This window comes from Cognatundibacterium jejuense, assembly GCF_014284255.1.
GTDB classification, from domain to species: Bacteria; Pseudomonadota; Gammaproteobacteria; order Burkholderiales; family Burkholderiaceae_D; genus Undibacterium; species Undibacterium jejuense.
The window spans coordinates 53,182-73,875 of sequence record NZ_JACOFV010000011.1 but is presented as its reverse complement, the minus strand read 5'-3'; the positions used below and the strand labels follow the sequence as shown (position 1 = coordinate 73,875).

The window sequence follows — 20,694 nt, the reverse complement described above, 5'->3', positions numbered from 1 at the left end:
AGAAGCTAAAAAGTTGCTAAAAATTAGCCGATTACTTTTGCTTCATTTTTCAGTTTAGAAACCAGCGTCGCAACGTCTGGCACGATAATGCCGGCGCTACGTTTTGCAGGCTCTGCTACCTTCAAAGTCTTAACGCGGGATGTCACATCGACACCCAAATCCGCTGGCTTGACGTTATCCAATTGTTTTTTCTTTGCCTTCATAATGTTTGGCAAAGTCACATATCGTGGCTCGTTCAGACGCAAATCTGTGGTGACGATCGCTGGTAAAGTAAGGGACAAAGTTTCCAGACCGCCGTCCACTTCACGTGTCACCGTTGCTTTACCGTCAGCAACAGTCACTTTAGAAGCGAACGTTGCTTGTGGCCAACCCAACAAGGCTGCCAGCATTTGACCAGTTTGATTGCAATCATCGTCAATTGCTTGCTTACCGAGAATAATCAATTGTGGTTGCTCTTTGTCAGCCAGTGCTTTGAGCAACTTAGCGACTGCCAGTGGTTGCAATTCTGCATCGCTTTCCACCAGGATACCGCGATCAGCACCAATCGCCATCGCAGTACGCAAGGTTTCTTGACATTGTGCTACGCCACAAGAAACCGCCACAACTTCAGTCACAACACCAGCTTCTTTCAGGCGGGTTGCTTCTTCAACAGCGATTTCGTCGAAAGGATTCATCGACATTTTAACGTTGGCGATATCCATCCCTGAGCCGTCAGATTTGACGCGCACTTTGACGTTGTAATCGACTACTCGTTTGACTGGTACCAGGACTTTCATAGTTCTGCCTTTATGAGCTAATTTTGGGGATACTGAGGGTATTGCTAATTGAGTGTATTGCTTAAATAATGCTTAATAACGCTTAAGCGAATTGATATTGAATTAACATCAATCCTACTTCGAATTCTGCTTACGCTTTCTCTGACAAACACTGAATACTAATCCTTAAATTGCATTAGTGAGCACTAACAACATATTAAGCGGCACTTCAACGCGTTCAAATTGACGTATACGTAAATCTTAACGATTATAAATCGAAATCAGGAACATTTTGCATAATTTAGCACGATCGTTCCTTTTTTACTTCAATTGAGGCTAGAGCGAAACACCTAAAGATGCTGTCACAAACACTAAAAGAACAATAAGAAATGAAAACAGGTAACTAATTAAGCAGATTACTTCTATTTTTCATTCGGTCAACCAAATTAATTCCGAGCGAGGTCAAATACAGCCCACCAACGTCGATATGAAATAAATAGCGTTAAGCTTCTGACTGACACCTGCTCAGGAATTGTCCGGCTGCATCTCCCCGGCAATGATATGCTACCTGCGATGAACTAATGGGTTTTGAAACACGCATTTTTCTTCCGATCTGATACAGGAGTTTCCTGATGCTGAACGTCAATGTCCGCCTTCAAAACATAGCACACTTTCTTTTGCTGTCATTGACATCCGTATTGATGTGCACATTGTTGTGCGACTGCTCCGCCCCACTTCGTCCAGACCTGTCCCGCCTATACCGGATCAGCGATCAGACGACAGACAATACCCCCGTCATTCTTATTCCCGGTTTATTTGGATCTAAACTGCGCGACAAGCAAACCGGTAAAGAGGTATGGCCCGGATCTGCAACCGATGTTTTGTTCAGCGACTACCAACAACTTGCACTTAAATTCGATCGTGAGACCTTGCAAGTGCTGCCAGACAATCTGGAGGCCTACGATGTTGCAGACCGGGTGCTCGGGCAAGATATTTATGGTCCTATCATTTCTACTCTAGAAAAAAGTGGCGGCTACCAACGCGGAGCGCTGGGGGCACCAGCATTAAAAAACGAACGACGCTACTATATTTTTCCGTATGACTTCCGTCAGGATAACAGCCGCCATGCGCTTGCGCTGGAAGCCTTAATCGATCAGATTCGACGCGACTATGGCAACCCAGATTTGAAAGTTGATCTGGTAGCGCACAGTATGGGCGGTCTGGTCGCAAGGTATTACTTACGCTATGGTGTGGCAGATGTATTGAATGGTGACCATGAACAAGTAACTCTGTATGGCACAACACGGGTGCGCAAGCTGATTTTGCTCGGTACGCCTAATCTTGGCTCAGCGTCTTCGCTACATGCTTTTCTGAATGGGGAAAAGGTCGGTTTCGGAAAAATTGCCCCTGAGGTGTTAGCGACAATGCCGAGCGGTTACCAGTTATTTCCTCACCCTTTGGTCAGTTGGCTCATTGATATCAACGGCAATACACTCAATGACAATTTGTTCGATGTTGCGACTTGGGAACGCTATCGCTGGAGCATCTTCAATCCGAGTATTCAGCAGCGAATGCTTAACTCAGGACGCGCTATGGCGGGCGAGAGTCTCGCCGATTTAAAACGTTTTTTCGCCTACCGACTGGAACGTGCGCGACGCTTTATGTGGGCACTATCCACATCGGAGCCTGAAACACCAATACGCTATGTGCTATTTGGTGGCGACTGCAATCTGACTCCTGCAAGACTGCTGCTTGAACCTGATGGCGATCAACTCATGACCAGACTCAATCCGTCTGAAATCCACAGGCCAATTGCAGGAGTAAGATACGATGAATTGATGCTGGAACCAGGCGATGGTCGCGTCACCAAGCCCTCTTTTTTAGCCAGAGAAACACTGGACCCATCGACTGAGCAAAGCGAAGATAGTTTCATCCCGGTAGCATACTGGTTTTTCTTATGCGAAGACCATGTGCAATTGACCAATAATATTAACTTTCAAGACAATCTTTTAAACGTTTTGCTGACGCGCTCTTTACCATGGGAAAATGATCCATCGCAAATGAAAACTAAGTAGTCTAGGGCATCAATGACAATGTCGGCTTCAAGCTCCTGCAAGTTGAGGAGCCAACGGTATTTGCTTTAGTAAACATCAAGCAAAAATTGTCGATACTTGGCGGCTGATAGCAACCAGATTTTTATCATCATCCCAGATATGTGCCTCCGCATGAGCGTATCCCGACTCTGCAAAATCGGTTGTGACCTGATATTGCCACCAATTCTCGCTCGTCTTCTGAAATTCATGAGAGAAAAATTCGATATTCCAACTAAGCGTACTTGCGTTGCCATGGCCCTTAAGCATTGGCAACACTGAAGGTGGCCAGGAGTCCGTCAATCCAAGTAAGTGCGTAACCGTTATGCAAGGAAAATCGTCAACCCAACGCATCCAGCCTCCAAAATCAGCCTTATTCGATCCACTGAATGGTGCATCGCCGTGTGCCCAGCGCAGATCCACTTGTTGCAAAAATTCCGGCGTTAGATTTGGGATGTGAGGCAGTCTTACTGCGTCACCCGGCGCTTTAAATTCGGGAGCAATGCTGCGCGGCGCGACGTGAATACCTGACGCGCGCACGCTGCCAAAGCTTGCCAGCAAGAACGCCATGACCTCACCATTTTGAGTTAATTTTGCAGCCGCTTGTGTCACTGATTTTCCGCTACGGAAAATTTCGGTACTGATTTCCACTTCGCCTTGCGTTACCGCACCAATAAAAGAAATGGTCGCTGATCGCAACACCCGGTCATTCGCCAACTCACCCAATTCAGCGGTCAGACGGCTTAACATTAAACTACCGATTAAGCCACCGAATGTGGCACGCCCCTGCCCCCAGTTTGCGGGAATAATTAATTTGGACTGCGTTTGCGCTTCTTTCAGCAACAGGTCAATTGACATCGTTTTCCTCGTTTATTGGGCCGTTTTTGGCTTAGGTTCCCATAACTCTACCTTATTTCCTTCGGGATCAAGTATCCACGCAAAACGACCTTGTTGATCATCATTTCACTAGTCGACGGCGCAAAGTATTTGGTACTCGAAGGGAAAATGCTCCATGCAATGGCTGGAGGGTGCTCTGGCGCGTCATAGCGCATGATAGCTCCGCCCCAAACAGCGACGGGTACGCCTAGCACGTCGCGATACCAGGCAACTAAGGCCTTGGTATCCCTGGTTTTAAAGAATATGCCACCCACTCCGGTAACGTGACCGACGGGCGCAATGGCGGATGCAGATGTCTGCGACCACGTTGAAAGTGACACACCCAGCATTAACGTGAAAAGCATGCAGCGTTTAACTAGTTTCATTCTTATCCCCTTTGCATTTGCTTTATTTTGATGTGTTAGTTTAAATCGATTTAGCAAACTCAACAGCAATCCGAAAAAGTCACTCTTAAAAGTCACTCTTGCATCGCTATTACATAAAGCCTCGTCCAAAGAACTTTAAAATCAATTTGCCACACACCATATTTTCTCTCATTACAAAATCAATTTATCGCATTTGATGCTGATGCGGCGCACTCTGCGGACGTAAAAAAACCCGCAAACAAATTTGCGGGTTTTTAAGGCCTATCTTATTCAGAAAGCTACCAATTTACAGTGAAGCCGTTTATCTTCCAGCTAGTGCTTATTTTCGCTTAATAAAATATTCAAACTCATTGGTGTTTTCTTGGTGAGCCAGCAATTCGTTGCCGGTCTGTTTAGAAAACGCCTTGAAGTCGCGGACTGATCCCGGGTCTGTTGCCAGCACATGCAGTACCTCACCGGTAATCATTTCTGCGAGTGCCTTCTTGGTCTTTAAAATGGGCAAAGGACAATTGAGTCCGCGTGCATCCAGTTCTTTGTTGAATTGCATGATTTTTCCTGTAGCAGCAAATGAGTTCAGCTCATTTACAAAACATATGATGCACCAATTCTACCGGAAATTTCTTTGAGATGGTGCAACGCAACACTCTAACAACATTTTCTTAATTTAATGAAAACTAAATGCACCAAATTTATGCATTAAATTATCATTTAGCCATGAAAAGATCACTTTTTCTATCCTGAAGGCCACTCTGCATACACTGGATCGTATCCATTTGATCGCATCCAATCTGCCACCGCATGACCTGTTCCGGCATTCCATGGGCGCAATTTTTGCGGCTCAATTAATCGGTATTCAACTAACTCAGGCGATAGATTAATGTCCCCGCTCGCTCTTACATGATAGGCGATAATGACTTCATTCTTTTTGATGAATTCATAGACGCCGATCAGACTGATGATGTCGGCATCAAGATTGGTTTCTTCTTTGAGTTCGCGCGCCACGCCCTGCTCTGGTGTTTCTCCGCGTTCCATAAAACCGGTGATTAAAGCGAAGTTTTTTTCTGGCCATGCAGCATTGCGCGCAAGCAAAATTTTTCCATCGACTTCAACTAAGGCTGCCAGAACCGGCAAAGGATTATCCCAATGCGTCCAATGACCATCAGGACAAGACAGGCGTAGCTTTTGCGGATCTTGTTCATCCACACGGGTAGCTAACGTGCCCGCGCACACCGGACAAAATCGTAATTCCATCAGGTTTCGCGCAAAGGTATCAGAGGCTGATGTGGATGCAATCGCGCCATTGAATACGAATCAGTGAAACGCCCATTGCGCATCGCATGTGCTCTGTGTGTTCCTTCGATTTCAAAACCAAATTTTTTATACAAATGAATGGCTGGTGCATTGTCACAGAATACCGTCAGCTCAACCCGTAAAATATGCAGCCAATTGTCTGAAAGATTGAGTAACTCTGTCAGCAAGGCAGTCGCCACGCCGCGACCGGTAAATGCATCAGCAACCCCTAGCCCCATACTTGCCACGTGCGAACGTCGCTGCTTCTTCTCTAAATGCAAACCAGCATTAGCCACGATAACACCATCATATACCGCTACCAACATAGTGCTATCAGGGTCAAAATTTCGTAACCTTTCCTGCCACATTTCAACTGAAGGATGCGGTAACTGCAAAGTACCGGAATAGGCTCCGGTACTTGCATAGACCCGTTGGATCTGGGCCGCATCAGAGAGTTCTGCGCGACGTACGTGGATCATAATTTTCCATTCACCCATTCATTGACGCTAGCCAAAGCCTGAGACAAGCCTGCTGGTTCAGTACCGCCAGCCTGAGCCATGTCCGGGCGCCCACCACCTTTACCGCCAACCTGTTGAGCAACAAAATTAACCAAATCACCCGCTTTAACTTTCGACGTACTATCTGCAGTCACGCCAGCAATCAGGCTGACTTTACCGTCATTCACACTTGCCAGTACGACTGCCGCAGTTTTCAGTTTATCTTTAAGCTTATCCATGGTTTCGCGCAGTGCTGTCACGTCAGCACCTTCCAACACAGCAGCCAAGACTTTGATGCCTTTGATATCAACCGCCTGCGCCACCAATTCATCACCCTGAGAGGAGGCCAATTTAGATTTTAACGTTGCTAATTCTTTTTCCAAAGACTTAACATGATCCTGCACCTGAGTGATACGTAGTGTCAATTCCTCAGGCTGCGCTTTCAATGCCGCTGCAGCTTCATTAACACGGTTATTCAGACTTTGTACCAGATTGAGTGCCACCTCACCGGTCACAGCCTCGACGCGACGAATACCAGCAGCAACGCCACCTTCAGCAACAATTTTAAACAAGCCGATATCGCCTGTACGGGATACGTGGGTACCACCGCATAATTCGCGTGAAGTACCGATGTCTAATACGCGCACTTCATCGCCGTATTTTTCACCGAACAAAGCCATAGCGCCGTGCTTAACCGCATCATCATAGGCCATCAACTGAGCGCGAGTCGCTATATTGGCTAAAATTTCGCGATTGACAATGGTTTCAACCTGACGAATTTCCTCGGCTGTCATTGGTGCATTGTGGCTAAAGTCGAAGCGGGTTTTTTCCACGTCAACCAGAGAACCTTTTTGTGCAACATGGCTACCTAATACTTCACGCAATGCTTTGTGCATCAGATGTGTCGCAGAGTGGTTGCGCATGGTCTGAGCGCGGATCTCCGCATTGACTTCGGCTTTGACGCTTTGCACTATAGTCAAGCTACCAGACTTCACAACACCATGATGTCCGAATACGTCAGCTTGTACTTTGAGTGTGTCATTGACTTCAAACACCGCACCATCACTGCCGATCAGTACCCCGGAGTCGCCGCACTGACCACCAGATTCCGCATAAAACGGCGTAGTATCCAGAACGACAATCGCTTGTTGTCCAGCCTTGACTTCATTCACCGCGCTGCCATCGACATACAATGCAACGATTTTTGCTTCGTGTTGTAGTTGTTCGTAACCGACAAATTTGGTTTTATCACCGCTGTAATCGATGGCAGCAGCCATTTTAAATTTACCGCCTTCTCGCGCTTTTTTTCGTTGGATTTCCATCGCGGCATTAAAGCCTGACTCATCCAGCACCACATCGCGCTCACGGCAAATGTCAGCAGTTAAATCTAATGGAAAACCATAGGTATCATACAAAGTAAACGCCGTCTCGCCATCGAGCTGCTTACTGTCTTTAGCCAATGCGGTTTCCAGAATTTTCATGCCGTGTTCCAGCGTTTCGCCGAAACGCTCTTCTTCTTGCTTAATCACTTGCGCAACGCGCTCTGCAGCGTCTGCCAGCTCTGGGTAAGCGGTACCCATTTCTTTGACCAGATCAGCGACCAGTTTAAAGAAGAAAGGCTGACTCTGACCCAGTTTGTGACCATGACGTAACGCGCGGCGAGTAATGCGACGCAACACATAACCACGGCCTTCATTGCCAGGAATGACGCCATCGACAATCAGGAAGCCAGCGCAACGAATATGATCAGCAATGACGCGTAAAGAATTGTTTTCCAGATCGGTGCAGCCGGTTTCACGTGCAGCTGCCTTGATCAGATTTTGGAAGGTATCAATTTCGTAGTTGGAATGCACGTGCTGCAATACTGCAGACAAGCGCTCCAAACCCATACCAGTGTCAACGCATGGTTTAGGCAAAGGATGCAAGACACCTGCTTCATCCTTGTTAAATTGCATGAACACCAGATTCCAGATTTCAATGAAACGATCGCCATCTTCTTGCTCAGATCCTGGAGGACCACCCCAGATTTCAGGTCCGTGGTCGTAGAAAATTTCTGTACATGGGCCGCAAGGACCAGTATCAGCCATTTGCCAGAAGTTATCTGACGCATAGCGGCTACCTTTGTTGTCGCCGATACGAATAATACGTTCGACAGGAACACCGATTTCATTCTTCCAGATATCGTAGGCTTCGTCGTCTTCTTGATAGACAGTGACGGTCAGCTTGTCTTTTGGCAAGCCATAAACAACCGTCAGCAATTCCCAAGCATAGTGGATCGCATCCGTTTTGAAATAGTCGCCGAACGAGAAGTTACCCAGCATTTCAAAGAATGTGTGGTGACGCGCGGTGTAACCGACGTTTTCCAGATCGTTATGCTTACCACCCGCACGCACGCAACGTTGCGCGGTTGTGGCGCGGCTATACGAACGCTTATCTTGCCCAAGGAAAACATCTTTAAATTGCACCATACCAGAGTTGGTGAACAACAAAGTTGGATCATTGCCTGGAATCAAGCTTGATGAGCGCACACGGCTGTGGCCTTTGGATTCAAAAAAGCTAAGGAATTTATCGCGGATTTCTGACGAGTTCATAAATTGAGATGGCTGAGCTAAAAATGGTCTAATTTTTGATTATACGGTATAAATTAAGTGCGACATCAGCAATCCGCCTGCAAATAAGTCGTAAATAGGGCGAAATCGAGTTGCCAAATTACTACACTTACAAAACCTATGCGACGAATAATATCTGACCAAGAGATTGCTTTTTATTAACATCTAAAAATCAGCATCTATCAGGTCAATTCTGTCTGTGCAAAAAGCATCAACACCCCAACTCAAAATTTCTCGTGCCCGCTCTGGCGTATTGACGGTGTAGCAAAATAATCCATAACCTGCATCTTTGATCTGCTTAGCCATGCCGGGTGTCAGATACTTATGGTTAGTATGTACTGCACAAGCGGCTAATTCTTGCATTTGGGCACGCCAGTCAGATTTCATTTCGTCCATCAGAAAGCCGCGTGGAATATTAGGCGCAGCATGTTTTGCCGCCATCAACGCATCAAATTCAAACGATGAAAACAGCGGTAAATGCGCCAAATCTGTCACACCGACATCAGCAAACAAGGCTGTGGTCATTTCTGCGACGACACGTCCAGTGTCCTGTTCGTAACCAGGTGCTGGTTTGATTTCCACGTTCATCCAAATGCTGTGGTTACGGCAAAACCGTACCACTTGTTCGTAAGTGGGCACGGGCTCGCCAGTGAATTTATCTGAAAACCAACGCCCGGCATCCATTTCTTGCAATTCTGCCGCCAGACTGGCAGCGACACTACCGGCACCCGCAATGGTGCGGCCAAATTCAGGATCATGCATCAGCACAGGAATGCCGTCTTTTGATAACATGACATCAAATTCTACGGCGGCAAATCCATAATCGAGACCACATTGCATCGCCGCCAGTGTATTCTCTGGCGACAAGGTTCCGCCACCTCTGTGGGCAATGACCTTAGGATAGGGCCACATACTGCTCTCCTGAAAATAATAAATAAACATAAGGATAAACGAAGATGACGACTGCATCATTACCTAAAACAGCACTGGGCCATATTCGTGTGTTGGATTTGACCAGAGTTCTTGCCGGACCATGGTGTGCACAAAATTTGGCGGATTTAGGAGCAGAAATTATCAAAGTAGAGCGCCCTGGTTGCGGCGACGATACCCGTAGCTGGGGGCCGCCGTATTTGCGCGATGGCGAAGGTAACAACACCACTGAGGCAGCCTACTACCTTGCTGCCAATCGCGGTAAGCAAGCGATAACGGTCGATATTGCTACGCCAGAAGGGCAGGCGATTATTCGCGAGTTGGCAGCGATTTCTGACGTGGTGCTGGAAAACTATAAAGTCGGGCAACTCAAAAAATACGGCCTAGATTACGACTCTCTGAAACTCATCAAACCTGATCTGGTGTATTGCTCAATTACCGGCTTCGGACAAGATGGACCCTATGCGAATCGCGCAGGTTATGATTTCATTGTGCAAGGCATGGGTGGCTTTATGTCACTCACTGGTGAACGCGATGACCTGCCTGGGGGCGGGCCGCAAAAAGCTGGCGTTGCCATTACAGACTTAATGACCGGAATGTATTCCACCATTGCCGTCATGGCTGCCCTTACGCATCGCGACCGCACGGGTGAAGGTCAATACATCGATATGGCTTTACTCGATGTGCAAGTAGCAATGTTAGCAAATATGAACATGAATTATCTGACCACCGGTAATGCGCCAAAACGTTGGGGCAATGCCCACGCCAATATTGTCCCCTACCAAACCTTTGCGACTTCTGATGGACACATTATTGTCGCCGCTGGAAATGACGGCCAGTACAAAAAATTTGTCCACATTGGCGGTCAGCCAGAATTGGCGGAGGATCCTCGCTTCAGCACCAACCCAGCGCGGGTACAACATCGCGACACGCTGGTTCCGATGTTGGCAGACATGGTGAAACGTAAAACCAAAGGCGAATGGATCACTCTGTTGGAAGAAGCTGGCGTCCCATGTGGCCCTATCAATCAGCTCAATGAAGTTTTCGACGACCCGCAAGTCAAAGCACGCGCCATGCAAATTGACTTACCACATCCAACCGCAGGAACGGTCAAACTGGTCGCCAGTCCGATGAAATTATCCGCGACACCGGTGAATTATGCAGGTGCGCCACCCTTGCTGGGACAACATACCGAATCCGTGTTGCAGCGCTTACTCAATTACGATGTAAATCAACTGCAGTTACTGAAAGAAAAAAAAGTAATCTAAGCAGCAAGTGCCGGACAAATATTCTTTTAAACAAAGATCCAGCTCCCGCCTTACCAGAGACCGTTGGCGACATCATTCTACATGTCGTCGCCAGTTACTTGCGACAAACCCTTATTATTGAATACCCTTCAGACTTCACCACAGCAAAGAATATCTATGATGCAGATAGTCCACCAGATGCGAGAACGGTTGCAGAAAAAATACCAGGTAATTCCAGATAGTTTACTTAAAAAAATTATCGGCGAAATACCGAGATTACTCGTCATCAATTTTCTTTGTGCAATCCTGGTTACCTTTATCATGCGCAATGGTAGCTCGTTTTTGGAAAACCTCGTTTTTTCAAATGCTATTGGGTTTAGCTGTCATGCTCTGATTCGCGTCGCCGATCGTCTCATTTGGGGAAAGGCACAGCGCAACATGTTCGCGTTTTATCTATTGTGCATTTTTTTAGCGCCAGTGGGTTTTACATTGGGATCAGTTATTGGCGCGTTGATATTCTCTTATCCCGTTGGTGAAGTATTACATTTTCAAAGTAACTATATTTCTGCATTCATTGCTTTAAGCTGCCTGATCAGCGTCATCGCTGCATGGTCATTTTGGAACAAAATTAAGATTGCAGAATTGATCGCAAATGCAGAAAAAGAAAAAGCCCGCACGGCATCGATTGAACGGCAGGCAATGCAAGCGCAACTGCAATTGCTACAAGCACAGATAGAGCCGCATATGCTGTTTAATACGCTGGCAAATTTACAAGGCTTAATCGCCATCGATACCGATAGAGCGCAACACATGCTGGCACAATTGATTGTATATCTGCGTGCCACGCTGAGCTCTTCCCGTGCCGAAAATATCAGCTTAAAACAAGAATTTATTTTAATCCAGGCCTACCTGGATTTACTCGCGATCCGTATGGGAAAACGTCTGCGCTATACGCTCGATTTACCGTCCGGATTGGAAGAAGAGAAAATCCCACCTATGCTATTGCAACCTCTGGTAGAAAACGCAATCAAGCATGGATTGGAACCCAAAGTAGAAGGTGGAGAAATCACCGTCAGCGTCAGAAAAAATAACAATCAAATACTACTGGAAGTCAGTGATACGGGTTTAGGTCTTGCGTTTAATTTTGAGAAAAATATTTCTATCGACCGAGATAGAGCACACGTTGGAAATGCCAATATTCGCGAACGACTACTCGCATTATTCGGAGAACAAGCAACATTCAATCTGAAATCAAACCTGCCTGAAGGTGCAATAGCCACGATTACCCTGCCAGCATTAGCTTAAAGGCATTTCAACCGGACATTAAAATATGAATCAAGCGCCAACTATCAAAGCTCTGATCGCCGAAGACGAGTCAATTTTATCTTTAACCTTGCAACGTATGCTAGGCAAACTATGGCCTGAATTGGAGTTATGCAGCGTGGTAGAAAATGGCATAGAAGCAGTACAAGCAGCACTTAGTGAATTGCCTGATGTGCTGTTTCTGGATATAAAAATGCCAGGCAAAACCGGCCTTGAAGTTGCACAAGAATTAGCTGAAGAGTGGCCAGCCGAACAGCCTTTCCCTATGGTTGTTTATGTAACTGCGTATGATGAATTTGCCGTGCAGGCATTTGAAACGTGTGCGGCAGATTACGTATTAAAGCCAATCAGTGAAGAACGCCTTAACAAGACCATCAAACGTCTACAAGAGCATTTTCAAGCGCGTACAAAAACTCAGAACGACCGCCAACAGCCAGAATCAGAACTTGAACGCGTGATTGTACAATTACGGCAATTACATCAAATTCAATTACCAAATTCGGCAGAAAACCTATCACCAACAACTGAAAAATTATCGGTCATCCGTGCCGCTGTCGGTAACAATATACGTATTATTCCCATAGAAGACGTGATCTATTTCGAGGCGACAGACAAGTACATCAACGTCGTCACGGCAGAACACTCTTCTTTGATACGTAGTAGCTTACGTGATCTGCTACCGCAACTTGATAGCAGCCTGTTCTGGCAAATACATCGCAGTACAGTGGTCAATGTTAAGCGGGTACACATGGCGCACAAAGATGAATCTGGCAAGATCACCTTAAAGTTAAAAAATAGCGATGATAAACTCAGCGTCAGTCGGGTTTATGCACATTTATTCAAACAGATGTAAAGTCTGACCAAGTATTCTCGTCAGACATTCACTTCAAATATTTTTACTATGACCTCGACTTCCCAATTGCAATGGCAATGCGTGAGCTTTAACGATCTGAGTAATCTGCAATTGCATCAAATCTATGCAGCGCGTTGCGCTGTATTTATCCTTGAACAAAACTGTCCGTATCTGGATATTGATGGCAAAGACCCTCAATGCCATCATTTGATCGCCTGGGATCCGGATGGAGAAGTCGCCGCCTATACGCGTATCGTGCCAGCAGGACTTAGTTTTGCAGAACCATCCATAGGCCGGGTCCTGAGCAGCAAAAAATGGCGTGGTACCGGTATAGGAAAAATGCTCATCACTAATAGCATTGCGGCTCTGCGCGAGTTGTATCCAAACGCACCGATACGCATCGGTGCACAAGCATATCTGGAAAAATTCTACGCCAGCTTTGGCTTTGTCACGGTCAGCGAAATGTATCTGGAAGACGATATTCCGCACGTTGACATGCTGCTCGCGGCAGAAATCAAATAAAAGCTTTGAGCAAATCAACGACGTTTTCAACTATAATGCTGACAAATCAATGACTTACTGAATTAATTATTATGCCGGTAGCAACACTTTCCCCAGAAACGCCCTACGTCAATATCTCTGCTTATAAATTTATCACGTTTAACGACACCGCTGAAAAGCGTCAGGCGTTTATCGACAAATGCACGGAACTCAATCTGAAAGGCACGGTTTTATTGACGCCTGAAGGCATCAATATGTTCCTTGCTGGTTTGCGCCATGAAATCGACGCGTATATGGATTGGCTGCACGCTGACCCGCGTTTTGCTGATGTGGTCGCGAAAGAAAGTTTTTCTGATCATCAGCCGTTCACCAAATTGCTGGTGAAGCTGAAAGCAGAAATCATCACCATGCGTATGCCGCTGATCAAGCCAGAAGAAGGCCGCGCGCCATTTGTCGAAGCCAAAACCTTAAAACGTTGGCTCGATCAAGGTCATGATGACAATGGCAAACCAGTGGTCATGGTTGATACCCGCAATGATTTTGAAGTCGACGTGGGCAGCTTTGACAACACGATCGATTATCGCATCACCAAATTCACTGAATTTCCAGCGGTCATTGAAGCGAATCGTGACGCGCTGAATGACAAAACCGTGGTCACCTTCTGTACCGGCGGTATTCGCTGCGAAAAAGCGGCGATCCACATGCAAAACATCGGCTACAACAGTGTCTACCAACTCGAGGGCGGCATTCTTAAGTATTTCGAAGAAGTCGGCGGCGACCACTACCATGGCGATTGTTTTGTCTTTGATTACCGGACTGCATTGAATCCACAATTAGAAGCTACCGATACCAAGCAATGCTTTGCCTGCCGCGCCGTAGTCACGCCTCGCGAGCAATTATCACCTTGGTATGTACCGGGAAAATCCTGCCCGCATTGCAAAAAAGAATCCAGCGAAGCCAACACCAGCAGTGCTGTATAAATAGTTATTGCTGATTTGCAGTGTTAAAAAGCGCCTTGCATCAATATTGATCCAAGGCGCTTTTTTATCGACTTAATTAATTTAGTCAGTGGCGTTAGCGATCATATCTCGCTACTTTTTTGTTCAGATAATTCTACTTGAGCTACACTCGTTGTTAAGAACTAATTTTGCGTTGATGATAAGCACTTCTTACTTAAATTACCCAGGAGACACCATGACTATGCAAATTAAAAACAGAAAATTGAACAAACAAATCAACGCTTTCTTATTACTCGGCATGATGTACTTAGCTCCCACAACATATGCTGCCGATTGTGTCTCTTGCACCCCGTCAAATGCATCCGAAACCTTATCACTTGGTGCGGGTTTTGTTGTTTTGGGCACCATGTCAGTCTTAGTGGGAACAGGAGCAGTCATTGTCACTAGCGTAGAAAAAGCTGCAGATGGCATTACCGTGGTTCTTAAAGCCTCAGGTCAAGCCGCTAGCACTACCGTTAAGCTGTCAGGAAAAGTAGTAGAAAAAGCCGCACTTGTCAGCGGTGCTGTGGTCGAAGTCAGCGCGACTTCAACGGGTTATTTGTTGATTGCATCAGGCAAAGCGATCGCTTTTATTCCAAATGAAGTCGGAAATGCACTTTTACATCATAACAAGGTGCAATGATGCATACTAAGACCGTCTCATTGATTTTCAACTGCGCATTGGTCGCACTAAGCTTAGTTTATGCACCATTAAGTTTTGCAGGTCGGTCTTGTGATGCACCGGCCTACGATGCATATAAAGTCATGCAAGCATTGGAACTGGCTCAAAAAACGCATATGAGACTCGCAGATAGCCATGCTGATATCGCCATCATTGCGCGCGTTGGACAAGACCTGTCCAAATACCATTTACGCTACTCCCACCTTGGCATCGTTAAACACGATGCGGATGGGCGTTGGTCAGTGATCCATGAACTCAATGATTGCGGTACCGCAAATTCTGGCTTATTTGATGAAGGATTGGGTAACTTCTTTCTCGACGATTTGTTTGCGTTTGAGACCTTAATACTGATCCCTAACCCTGAATTGCAAACGAAAATCAGAAACCTGCTAGAAAATGGTAAAGCCAAAGCACTGCATGATCCGCACTACAATATGCTGTCCTACCCATTTTCGACGAAATATCAAAATTCAAACCAATGGGCACTCGAAGTCCTGGCCGCTGCGCAGGCACAAGGCATCAACATCAACACGCGCGAGCAAGCGCAAGCCTGGTTAAAATCCGCTGACTATCAGGCGGACGTTTTACATATTGATGCGGTGACCCGTTTAGGTGCACGTATGTTTCGCGCCAACGTCAGCTTCGACGACCATCCATTTGACCGTCGCATGTCGGGATCAATTGATACCGTCACCGTCGAATCCATCGTACGTTTTATACTAATGCGAGATAACGGTGCACAGAAAATTGTGCTTGGTCTGTGACTTACATAGGCCACATTGATACACGAATTCCCAGACGACCATACATAGGAAGTGATACATAGGAAGTGATACATAGGAAGTAATATTTATTCCCAAAAAAGAGTAGCTACTCAATGAACATTGAAATACCTCTTGATACATTGCATTAAAAAATAAGTGACAAAGCGTTACACATGGCGTGTAATCCATTTTTGCATTCAGTGCGTTTTTTGCTAACAGGCCACAACAGTTTGGTGGCTAATTAAAAACCGGTAGACACACTTACTTTATTGGAGAACATCATGATCAAGAGCACACGTCAATTCGCTTCCGTTGCAATCCTCGCTGGCTTTGCAGCACTGTCGATCCAATCCGCATTTGCGCAAGACAACAATTTTGCAAAAGAACATCCACGTCGCGCTGAAGTGATTAAGCGCGAAAAACATGAAAAAGCGACGACAGCAAAAGAAGTAAAAAATGGTAGTCTGACTCAGGCTCAGGGCAAACAGTTGAACAAAGAAGACAATTCAATCCGTCGTGAAGAGCGTGCCGATGCAGCGGCTGATGGCGGTCATATCACTAAGGGTGAACAACGTCAGTTGAATCGTCAGGAGAACGCTGTCAACGCACAACGTAAAGCAGACATTCAATCTAATCAGGCTGGTGTTTCAACCGGCAAGTAATTCCAACTAACGGTTCAGCATTTGATGGGCGGCCAGAATAGGCCGCCCATCATTTTTTACAAGCACATGCTCATGCTCAGTGATCTTGCTCAGTGCTCTTGATGAATATGAGGTTTAATCACCTTCAACTCAATTTGGTTCTGCTCAACTGTTTTCATCTCCGCATGTTGGCGTAAGGGTGTATCAATTGCACCTTGATATTCATACGCGCTTGTTCCCTTTGGATGTTGGTACCAACCGGGATCTTTATAATCGCCATGAGCCTGATTGTTACGCACTTTTAAAACGCTAAACATGCCGCCCATTTCAAGACTGCCATAAGGACCATCGCCGGACATCATTGGCAAAGTATTTTCTGGTAATGGCATCTGCATCTTGCTCATGTCACCCATGCCGTTTTCACCCATTGCCATATACGATGGCATGAGCTGACTGAGCTTTTCCATCACAGCAGTCTGATCCACGCCTATCATGGTTGGCACGCTATGACCCATCGCGTTCATGGTGTGATGACTCTTGTGACAATGAAAAGCCCAGTCACCTTCTTCGTCGGCGATGAATTCTATCTGGCGCATTTGTCCGACCGCAATATCAGTCGTCACTTCTGGCCAACGCGCCGTTTTTGGAATCGCCCCACCATCTGTTCCGGTGACATAAAATTCGTGACCGTGAATATGGATGGGATGATTGGTCATGCTTAAATTACCGACACGAATTCTGACCCTGTCATTCTTACGTACGTTCAGGCTATCAATGCCCGGAAACACCCTACTGTTCCACGACCACAAATTAAAATCAGTCATCGTCATGATATTCGGTCTGGTAGCGCCAGGTTCAATGTTATAAGCGTTGATCAGAAAAACAAAATCACGATCTACTTCATCTATCAAAGGATGCGCATGGCGTGGATGGGTTATCCATGACCCCATCATACCCATTGCCATTTGTGTCATTTCGTCGGCGTGGGGGTGATACATAAAAGTGCCCGGTCGCCTCGCAACAAATTCATAGACATACGTTTTTCCTGGCTGTATTGCCGCTTGCGTTAAACCAGAAACGCCATCCATGCCATTGGGCAAACGCTGTCCGTGCCAATGCATACTGGTAGCCTCGGGCAAGCGATTCGTGACAAAGATACGTACACGATCCCCCTCCACCACCTCAATTGTTGGCCCCGGGCTTTGCCCGTTGTAGCCCCACAGTTGGGCTTTCATGCCAGGTGCCATCTCTCTCACCACTGGCTCGGCAATCAAGTGAAATTCCTTGACACCATTGTTCATGCGCCATGGCAAAGTCCAACCGTTTAAGGTCACTACCGGACGATACGGACGACCATTTGTGGGTGTCAACGGTGGCATGGTGTTTGGGCTCACCTGGCTCACTACTTCTGGTAATGCGGCGAGTGCAACTTTGTTGACGCTGGCTGCTGCCATCGCGCCACCTGCAATACTACTCAGACCAGCTGCCTTTAAAAAATGTCTTCTTGAATTCATAGCTTTTACTCTTGGGAAAAGTTGGAGCAGCACATTGCACAGATGTGTTGAAATAAGATGTGGGACTCACTCATTTATATTCCTTGAATCCTGGCCGCTCGTAATATGTGGCGCACCAATAATTTCCGCTTGCAAAGCTGCGTCCGCCAACCAAAAATCTTGTTCTGCCTGAATAGCAGCGATCACGCCATGGACTTGCGTACGCGCGTCATCCAGCAACTCAAAAACACTGACCAACATACCGTTGTAGCGCAATTGGTTTTCACGCAAAATTTGTTCATGCAAAACCAAAACATCAGTGTGGTAATGCTGAGCAATGTCATAGCTAGTCAGATAAGCAGAATACGATTCCCTCAATGTTGAGGCCGCATTGCGCATCACATTTTCTAATTCAAAACTGGCGGCGCGTGTATTGGCGTTCATCGAATCGCGTTGCAACTGTCCTTGATCAAATAATGGCAAGCTAAAGCTAATCTGTGTAGTGCGTTTTGTGCCCGCATCGCTGAGACTATTAACGTCAACGCGTGTGCCTGAGCTGTCCGAACCAGTTTCACGCGCCACACTTAGCTGCACATCAGTCCAACTAGTCAAGGAGGTTAAACCTTGCCGCTTGGCCGCATACTCCAAATGATTTTTTGCGAGTCGTATGTCCAATCGCTCTGCATTTGCAGCGTCTTTGATTTTTTCTGCATCGATAGGCACTGTAGGTAAGTTTGGCAAACGCTCTGGCAAATGGAGCATTTGCTTTTGCTCATCTGTCAAACCAAGTAGGCGGATTAAATTCTCGCGACTACTGACCTCACGCTGTTGTGCCGCTTTAAATTGCATAAAGGCATCTGCATAAAATGCCTGCTGCCTTGCAGCTTGCAACTTACTGAAATTTCCGGCATCACGCATCTGTTTCGCTAACGTCGCGCTCGATTGCGCCACATCGTTGACTTGATTTGCATAAATAAAACTTTGTTTCGCAGCGACCGCATCAACCCATGCCTTACGTACTTGAGTAATACGATTTACCACCTCGATACTCATTTGCAATTGCCCTTCACTGATCTTACTCTGCGCCAGATTCTGTCTTTGCGATAAGCTCAACAAATCAACTAAGCTAAAACTAATCATACGCGAAAGATCTGAAGCATCGCCGCGACGAATACTTTCCAGTGTCAATAAAGGATTGGCAATCTGCCCGCTCTGCGCAGCAATAGCGCCGTTTGCAGCATGTCGTGCCAGCAATCCCTGTAAAGCCGGATTATTGACCAGTGCGATGTGAACCGCATCATTTTGCGACAAACCTTGCTCACGACTTTGCGTCAATAAATCTTTTGTTTTGGCTTCTTGGATACGAAATTGCTGGCTCCCTCCAACCATTTCAAGGCGACCTCCAGTGAAAGCCGGAATCGTCTCATTCACCTTCAAGATTGCATTCTGCGCATCAAAGCTGCCGCAAGCTGATAAGGTGAAAACTATAACTGAGGCGCTCATCAATGAACGCGTACTAAGTGAAAAAAATGGCGGCATATCATTCCCGTCAATATTCTGGGCAAATTAAATGCCTATGCAAGAGCAAAGAAGGATCTGTTACCCATCCTTACAGCAAAAAGCATTAAATCATAAACTCAAAAAAGAATCCGCTAAAAAGCGGGATCGCGTCATCAGGAAAGCAAAGATTTGGGGGGACGTTCCGGTGTGCCAGACACCAAAGAAGAAAATGATGAGGGATAACTATTATATGCAACAGGAGAAAAATCTGACGGTATCGTCAGGCCAACTGAAGTGAGCAAAGCAAGCCCACTGCAACAAGCTGCATTCGCTTTGCAATGGCCATGTAAATCAAGTTGATTTGAAGAAATTTTTTTAACGTCGTTTTCAACACCTTGCGAGCTAAGCGAGATCTGCCGGTGCTGTTTGCACGGTGACATCGATGCTACGGATACTGACGGAAACCAAACCTGTCCACATAACGACATGCTACTGACTGCAAACCCTTGCAAAGGTAGCATTATCAGCAACAAATATATCGTCAATGAGCGCAATGAAAATCGTTTCATAGGCGGAACTTATCACATTTGAGCTAAATACTCAAAATACTCACCACTGCCAGTAGTTTTTCAAAATGCAACACACTTTCTATGTCTTTTGGGCAATATTTGCACGAGTATTTTTCGTAAGTGCTGAGTCAAGCTCCTTATTTGTTGATTGTAGAAAAGTGAAGCTTTTTAAATAATACCAATTCTGAACCGAAATCACGTCCCGATCAAAATCATCTAAGTAACTGTTTTATAAGGATTAAAAAAAATCTTATCGTTTTTGTCCTTGAAATACCAGCACCTCGCCCATATAATTAGCACTCGTTGGGAGAGAGTGCTAACAAAGTCTTTCCCCAGCTTAAATTGAATTCAATAGTATTCCCTCGTAATTACTCGCAAATTTAAAGGAGCTTGTATGAACCTTCGTCCCCTGCACGATCGTCTGATCGTTAAACGTCTGGATCAAGAAACAAAAACTGCATCCGGTATCGTTCTGCCTGACGCGGCAGCAGAAAAACCAGATCAAGGTGAAGTATTAGCCGTTGGCTCAGGTAAACAATTGGATAACGGCACTGTGCGCGCACTCGAAGTCAAAGTTGGCGATCGCGTATTGTTCGGCAAATACTCTGGCCAATCTGTCAAAGTTGACGGCAATGAAGTGTTAGTTATGCGTGAAGAAGACATCTTCGCGATCGTACAGAAATAATTCCT

At 46.0% G+C, this 20,694-nt stretch carries 20 protein-coding genes; 10 read left to right on the top strand and 10 right to left on the bottom strand.

Annotated features, from left to right (window positions below):
* Window positions 1–23: 23 nt before the first annotated feature.
* Window positions 24–776, bottom strand: a complete 753-nt coding sequence (locus tag H8K32_RS12605) for an electron transfer flavoprotein subunit beta/FixA family protein (RefSeq protein ID WP_186912889.1) — start codon at window positions 774–776, stop codon at window positions 24–26.
* 611 nt (window positions 777–1,387) lie between these two features.
* On the opposite strand from H8K32_RS12605, the gene H8K32_RS12600 reads away from it, so the two are divergent.
* Window positions 1,388–2,830, top strand: a complete 1,443-nt coding sequence (locus H8K32_RS12600) for an alpha/beta hydrolase (RefSeq protein ID WP_186912888.1) — start codon at window positions 1,388–1,390, stop codon at window positions 2,828–2,830.
* Window positions 2,831–2,905: 75 nt separating this feature from the next.
* Here H8K32_RS12600 and H8K32_RS12595 read toward each other — a convergent pair whose 3' ends face one another.
* The 7 genes from H8K32_RS12595 to ugpQ form a co-directional block, all read right to left on the bottom strand.
* The gene (locus H8K32_RS12595; protein WP_186912887.1) at window positions 2,906–3,703 is read right to left on the bottom strand and encodes a thioesterase family protein; all 798 of its coding nucleotides are present in this window, start codon (window positions 3,701–3,703) and stop codon (window positions 2,906–2,908) included.
* Between the two features lie 47 nt (window positions 3,704–3,750).
* Entirely contained in the window at window positions 3,751–4,107 is a 357-nt protein-coding gene (locus tag H8K32_RS12590) for a VOC family protein (RefSeq protein ID WP_246447334.1), read from the bottom strand.
* A gap of 319 nt (window positions 4,108–4,426) precedes the next feature.
* Window positions 4,427–4,654 carry a sulfurtransferase TusA family protein gene (locus H8K32_RS12585; RefSeq protein ID WP_186912886.1) on the bottom strand — a complete coding sequence of 76 codons (228 nt, stop codon included), beginning with the start codon at window positions 4,652–4,654 and terminating at the stop codon, window positions 4,427–4,429.
* Between the two features lie 185 nt (window positions 4,655–4,839).
* Window positions 4,840–5,358, bottom strand: coding sequence for an NUDIX domain-containing protein (locus tag H8K32_RS12580; protein ID WP_186912885.1), 519 nt, complete (start codon window positions 5,356–5,358; stop codon window positions 4,840–4,842).
* A complete protein-coding gene (locus tag H8K32_RS12575; RefSeq protein WP_222613099.1) occupies window positions 5,358–5,876 on the bottom strand; it encodes a GNAT family N-acetyltransferase in 519 nt (172 codons plus the stop codon). Before H8K32_RS12575 ends, H8K32_RS12580 begins: the two co-directional genes overlap by 1 nt.
* Window positions 5,873–8,485 (bottom strand): alanine--tRNA ligase, encoded by a 2,613-nt coding sequence (alaS, locus tag H8K32_RS12570; protein WP_186912884.1) that lies wholly within the window; start codon window positions 8,483–8,485, stop codon window positions 5,873–5,875. The genes H8K32_RS12575 and alaS overlap by 4 nt, the downstream gene beginning before the upstream one ends.
* Before the next feature lie 183 nt (window positions 8,486–8,668).
* Entirely contained in the window at window positions 8,669–9,415 is a 747-nt protein-coding gene (gene ugpQ / locus H8K32_RS12565) for a glycerophosphodiester phosphodiesterase (protein ID WP_186912883.1), read from the bottom strand.
* Between the two features lie 44 nt (window positions 9,416–9,459).
* Between ugpQ and H8K32_RS12560 the strand changes: the two genes are divergently transcribed.
* From H8K32_RS12560 to H8K32_RS12525, 8 genes are all read left to right on the top strand, one after another.
* On the top strand, window positions 9,460–10,701 hold the full coding sequence (locus H8K32_RS12560; protein WP_186912882.1) for a CaiB/BaiF CoA transferase family protein: 1,242 nt from the start codon (window positions 9,460–9,462) through the stop codon (window positions 10,699–10,701).
* A 156-nt stretch (window positions 10,702–10,857) separates the two neighbouring features.
* Window positions 10,858–11,985, top strand: a complete 1,128-nt coding sequence (locus H8K32_RS12555; protein ID WP_246447333.1) for a sensor histidine kinase — start codon at window positions 10,858–10,860, stop codon at window positions 11,983–11,985.
* Window positions 11,986–12,010: 25 nt separating this feature from the next.
* Window positions 12,011–12,856 (top strand): LytR/AlgR family response regulator transcription factor, encoded by an 846-nt coding sequence (locus H8K32_RS12550; protein ID WP_186912881.1) that lies wholly within the window; start codon window positions 12,011–12,013, stop codon window positions 12,854–12,856.
* A gap of 48 nt (window positions 12,857–12,904) precedes the next feature.
* Window positions 12,905–13,378, top strand: coding sequence for a GNAT family N-acetyltransferase (locus H8K32_RS12545; protein WP_222613098.1), 474 nt, complete (start codon window positions 12,905–12,907; stop codon window positions 13,376–13,378).
* Between the two features lie 71 nt (window positions 13,379–13,449).
* Window positions 13,450–14,337: a sulfurtransferase gene (locus tag H8K32_RS12540; protein WP_186912880.1), complete on the top strand. Its 888-nt coding sequence runs from the start codon at window positions 13,450–13,452 to the stop codon at window positions 14,335–14,337.
* Window positions 14,338–14,551: 214 nt separating this feature from the next.
* A complete protein-coding gene (locus H8K32_RS12535; RefSeq protein ID WP_186912879.1) occupies window positions 14,552–14,998 on the top strand; it encodes a hypothetical protein in 447 nt (148 codons plus the stop codon).
* Entirely contained in the window at window positions 14,998–15,801 is an 804-nt protein-coding gene (locus H8K32_RS12530; protein WP_186912878.1) for a DUF2145 domain-containing protein, read from the top strand. The genes H8K32_RS12535 and H8K32_RS12530 overlap by 1 nt, the downstream gene beginning before the upstream one ends.
* Window positions 15,802–16,082: 281 nt before the next feature.
* Window positions 16,083–16,463 carry a hypothetical protein gene (locus H8K32_RS12525; RefSeq protein WP_246447332.1) on the top strand — a complete coding sequence of 127 codons (381 nt, stop codon included), beginning with the start codon at window positions 16,083–16,085 and terminating at the stop codon, window positions 16,461–16,463.
* An 89-nt stretch (window positions 16,464–16,552) separates the two neighbouring features.
* Here the strand turns inward: H8K32_RS12525 and H8K32_RS12520 are convergent, their stop codons facing one another.
* On the bottom strand, window positions 16,553–17,956 hold the full coding sequence (locus tag H8K32_RS12520) for a multicopper oxidase family protein (protein ID WP_186912877.1): 1,404 nt from the start codon (window positions 17,954–17,956) through the stop codon (window positions 16,553–16,555).
* Window positions 17,957–18,022: 66 nt separating this feature from the next.
* On the bottom strand, window positions 18,023–19,438 hold the full coding sequence (locus H8K32_RS12515) for a TolC family protein (protein WP_186912876.1): 1,416 nt from the start codon (window positions 19,436–19,438) through the stop codon (window positions 18,023–18,025).
* A gap of 960 nt (window positions 19,439–20,398) precedes the next feature.
* On the opposite strand from H8K32_RS12515, the gene groES reads away from it, so the two are divergent.
* The gene (gene groES / locus H8K32_RS12510; RefSeq protein ID WP_186912875.1) at window positions 20,399–20,689 is read left to right on the top strand and encodes a co-chaperone GroES; all 291 of its coding nucleotides are present in this window, start codon (window positions 20,399–20,401) and stop codon (window positions 20,687–20,689) included.
* Window positions 20,690–20,694 lie beyond the last annotated feature (5 nt).